This window comes from Hymenobacter agri (assembly GCF_054778495.1).
This window is the reverse complement of the sequence record NZ_BAAGZM010000347.1, coordinates 1-4,461: the sequence shown is the minus strand read 5'-3', so window position 1 is coordinate 4,461 and position 4,461 is coordinate 1. Positions and strand designations below refer to the sequence as shown.

The following is a 4,461-nucleotide window of genomic DNA, read 5'->3' as shown; positions in this document are numbered from 1 at the left end:
GGCTCCAAATACCTGCGCCTGATGCTCTGGACGCAGGTGTACGCCCGTTACAATGAGAACAACACCGGCACGCTACGGGCGCCCAACCAGCCCAAGGAAAGCCAGGTTGACTTCGGTATCCGGCGCTCGCGCATGGTACTCATTGCCCAGCTCAACCCGCGGTTTCTGGTGTATACGCACCTGGGTATCAACAACCAGAATTCGGTGAGCGGCGGCGTGTCGCCCACCGTGGATGGCAAAAAGCCGCAGTTCTTCATTCACGAAGCCGTGACGGAGTACAAGGTGAACAAGTACCTGAATCTGGGGGCGGGCCTGCACTACTACAACGGCATTTCGCGCCTGAGCAGCGCCAGCACCACCAGCATTCTGCCGATGGACCTGCCGCTCACCAATTTCCCCACCATCGACGCGCTCGACCAGTTTGCGCGCTGGATTGGGGTGTACGCCAAGGGCCGCATCGGCAAGTTCGACTACCGCGTGTCGATGAGCGACCCGTTCCTGACCGGGCTGCCCGGCTCGGGCTCGGGGGCCTACGTGGTGGGCGGCGTGCAAACCGGCAACCCGCTAGGGCTGGGCGTCACCAATGCGGCTACCGGCATTAACACCGGTACCAATACGGCGCAGTATAACCCGCAGAATACCAGTCATGTGTATCAGGGCTATTTCAGCTACAACTTCCTGGAGCCCGAGGCCAACCTGCTGCCCTACACGCAGGGCACCTACCTGGGTACCAAGCGGGTATTCAGCGTGGGCGCGGGCTTCATGTATAACAAGGACGGCATGTATTCGCGCTCGGCCAGCAACTCGGTGAACGTGAATACCATTGCGCCCGGGGCCGACCTCTACACCGTGGTGCCCACCGAGAAGCACGACATCAAGCTTTTCGGCGTCGATGCCTTTTACGACGCGCCGCTCGATACCACCTCGCGCACGGCCCTCACGCTATATGGCGTGTACTACAACTACAACTTCGGCCCAAACTACGTGCGCTACGTGGGCGGCGAAAACCCCGGCTACGGCGCATCGGCGCTGCGCGGCAACGCGGTGCCCCAGTCGGGCACGGGTGGCGTGTTCTACGGCCAAGTGGGTTTGCTGCTGCCCAAGAATCTGCTCGGCCCCAAGGCTCGGCTGCAGCCCTACGTGGCCTATCAGCACGCCAACTACGAGGGGTTGAAAACCAGCGACGGCAGCACCAAGGGCGTGAATATCACCGATGCGGGCGTGAACCTGCTGCTCGATGGGCACAACGCCAAAGTCACGCTCAATTACCGCGCCCGGCCCGACTTCACCAACGTGAACGACCTCAAATACCGCCCCGAAATCACGCTGCAGACGCAGGTATTTCTGTAGGCCCGCCGGCCGTTGCTTCGCTTGAATTGCTAACCCTTTTTTCTTCACTAACGGAATGGAACAGAGCTTGAAACCGCCCTACGGCGCGGCGGCGGCGGCAGATGCCGCCATTGCGCACGACAACAACACCACGTCGAACAGCACCATCTGGCAGGTCATTACGGCCTCGTCGGTGGGCACCGTGATTGAGTGGTACGACTTCTACATCTTCGGCTCGCTGGCGGCCATCATCGGGCCGGTGCTGTTTGGCTCGAAGGGCAAGATTGAGGACACGCTGCTGGGCGCGCTGGCTGTGTTTGGGGCGGGCTTCGTGGTGCGGCCGTTCGGGGCCATGTTTTTCGGCCGTCTCGGCGACATGATTGGCCGGAAGTACACCTTCCTCGTGACACTGCTGATTATGGGCGGGGCCACGTTCATCACGGGCCTCATTCCGAGCTACGACAAAATCGGGCTGGCCGCACCGGCCATTGTGGTGGTGCTGCGCCTGTTGCAGGGCCTGGCCCTGGGCGGCGAGTACGGCGGGGCCGCCACCTACGTGGCCGAATACGCCCCCGATGCCAAGCGCGGCTACTTCACCAGCTTTATTCAGATTACCGCCACCGGCGGCCTCATTCTCAGCATTTCGGTGATTCTGATTACCCGCAAGCTCATGGGCGAAGATGCCTTTAAGGAGTGGGGCTGGCGCATTCCGTTCCTGCTCTCGGGCTTCCTGCTGGTGGCTTCGTACTATATCCGCCGCAAGCTGCACGAGTCGCCGCTGTTTGCCAAGGCCAAGGCCACCGGCACCACCAGCAAAAGCCCCCTGCGCGATTCGTTCATGAATCCCGTGAACCGCCGCCTCGTCCTCATCGCCCTGTTCGGCGTGACGATGGGCCAGGGCGTGATTTTCTACACCAGCCAGTTCCAGGCCTTCACCTTCATGAACGCCACCCTCAAGCTCGATATCGTGCATTCGAGCATTATCATGGTGGTGGCCATGCTGCTGGCCACGCCGTTGTTCGTGTACTTCGGCTCGCTGTCGGACCGCATTGGCCGGAAAAAAATCATCATGACGGGCATGATTTGCGGTGCACTGTTCACCATTCCGCTGTTCTATGGCATCAAGGCGTTTGCCGGGCCGCTCACCGAAATCACGCCCGCCACGGTGGATGCCGCTGGCAAAGCCGTGCCCGCCGTGATGAAAGCCCTCACGCCCAACATTCCGGCCATGATTGCGCTGGTGTTCTGCCTCGTGCTGTTCGTGACGATGGTGTACGGCCCCATTGCCGCCTACCTGGTGGAGCTGTTCCCGACCAGCGTGCGCTACACTTCGCTCTCGGTGCCCTACCATATTGGCAACGGCGTATTCGGCGGCTTCGTGCCGCTCATCGCGACCTCCATCGGCGTGTGGGCCGCGGCGCAGCCGGCCGGCACCTTCGCCAAGGAGCACAGCAGCCTCGTGGGCCTGATTTATCCGGTCGTGATTGCGCTCATCTGCTTCTTCGTGGGCACGGCCCTGATGAAAGACGTGCGCAACGTGAAACTGATTGACGACCAGCCTGCCGCCTAGTTTCCGGCTCGTTGCGGAACGATAGAAAAGTCCGCCGGGCCCCGCGCCCGGCGGACTTTTTCTTAGATTGAAGGCATACTCATCTCAATCCCCGCCATGATTCCACCCACTTCGCCCTCGCCCTCGGCCCGCCCGGCCCCGCGCCGCGGCCCGAAGCTGCTGTTTCTGGCGGTGCTTTTCGGGGTGCTGCTCAACTACCCGCTGCTGGCCGTGTTCGACCACGACGGGCGCGTGGTTGGGGTGCCGGTGTTCTACCTCTACGTGCTGCTGACGTGGCTGGCGCTGGTGGCGCTGACGGGCTGGCTGGTGCGGAAAAGGAGTGGGGCGGAGGAGGAAAGCTAGAACGTTATTCACCCATTCAGCAATTCATTCACCCATTGTAGCAATGTCCAAGCTGCTCGTCATTGGTTTTTCCTTCGGCTACCTGGCCCTGCTGTTCGGCGTGGCCTACGCGGCTGAGCGCCGGTCGGCCGCCCGGAAAAGCCTTGTGAGCAACCCTTATGTATACGCCTTGAGCATGGCCGTATACTGCACGGCCTGGACGTATTACGGCTCGGTGGGGCGGGCGGCGCACAGCGGGCTGCAATTCGTGGGTATCTATCTGGGCCCCACGCTGCTGGCTCCGGCCTGGTGGCTGGTGCTGCGCAAAATTATTCGGGTAAGCCGGCAGCAGCGGCTTACCTCTATTGCCGATTTCATTTCGGCCCGCTATGGCAAGAGTGCCGGGCTGGGCGCGCTTGTTACGGTGGTGTGCGTCCTGGGCATCGTACCCTACATCGCCTTGCAGATTAAAGCCATTGCGGCTTCCTTCGTCACGCTCACGGGCAGTGGGGCGGGGGTGGGCGGGCCGGCGGCCACTACGGCCCTATACACGGCCGGGGCGCTGGCGGTGTTTACCATCCTGTTCGGGGTGCGTTCGGTGGAAGCCACCGAGCGGCACGAGGGCATTGTGCTGGCCGTGGCCGTCGAAAGCCTGCTGAAGCTGGTGGCGTTTCTGGTGCTGGGCGGCTTCGTCACGTTCGGACTGTTCCACGGGTTCGCCGACGTGTTCGACCAGGCGGCGGCAGAGCCGGCGCTGCGACAGCTGTTTACGCTGAAAGGCTCGGGCACGAGCGGGGCCGAATGGTTTACGCTGCTGGTGCTGAGCATGGCGGCGGTGCTGCTGCTGCCGCGGCAGTTTCAGGTGGCAGTGGTGGAGAACGTGGACGAAAACCACCTGCGCAAGGCCATGTGGCTGTTTCCGCTCTATCTCATCATCATCAACCTGTTTGTGCTGCCCATTGCCTTCGGCGGGATGCTGAAGCTGGGCCGCTCCGGCCTCGATGCCGATACCTACGTGCTGGCGCTGCCGCTGGCGGCCGGTCACTCCTGGCTGGCACTGCTCACTTATTTGGGCGGGCTGTCGGCGGCCAGCAGCATGATTATCGTCGAAACTGTGGCCCTGAGCGTGATGATGAGCAACCACCTGCTCATGCCGCTGCTGGTGCGCGTGCCCGCCGCCCGCTCGCAAGGCCAAGCGCGCTGGTTTGCCTACCTCGGCCGCGTGGCCCTCGAAAGCCGCC

4 protein-coding genes are annotated in these 4,461 nt (G+C 62.4%); all 4 read left to right on the top strand.

Going from position 1 to position 4,461, the window contains the following annotated elements; genetic code table 11:
* Positions 1-1,350, top strand: a 1,350-nt coding sequence (locus ACYVDE_RS15370) for a hypothetical protein (protein WP_460502418.1), incomplete at its 5' end; no start/stop codon positions are given.
* Between the two features lie 55 nt (positions 1,351-1,405).
* Positions 1,406-2,899 (top strand): MFS transporter, encoded by a 1,494-nt coding sequence (locus ACYVDE_RS15365; RefSeq protein WP_460502417.1) that lies wholly within the window; start codon positions 1,406-1,408, stop codon positions 2,897-2,899.
* 96 nt (positions 2,900-2,995) lie between these two features.
* Positions 2,996-3,241, top strand: a complete 246-nt coding sequence (locus ACYVDE_RS15360) for a hypothetical protein (RefSeq protein ID WP_460502416.1) — start codon at positions 2,996-2,998, stop codon at positions 3,239-3,241.
* A 43-nt stretch (positions 3,242-3,284) separates the two neighbouring features.
* Positions 3,285-4,461 (top strand): SLC5/6 family protein (locus ACYVDE_RS15355; protein WP_460502415.1); only part of this gene is annotated, 1,177 nt, incomplete at its 3' end.

Bases quoted from the DNA above. Each gene is read 5' to 3' on its own strand.
- ACYVDE_RS15365 (WP_460502417.1), top strand. From the start codon at position 1,406: ATGGAACAGAGCTTGAAACCGCCCTACGGCGCGGCGGCGGCGGCAGAT.
- ACYVDE_RS15360 (WP_460502416.1), top strand. From the start codon at position 2,996: ATGATTCCACCCACTTCGCCCTCGCCCTCGGCCCGCCCGGCCCCGCGC.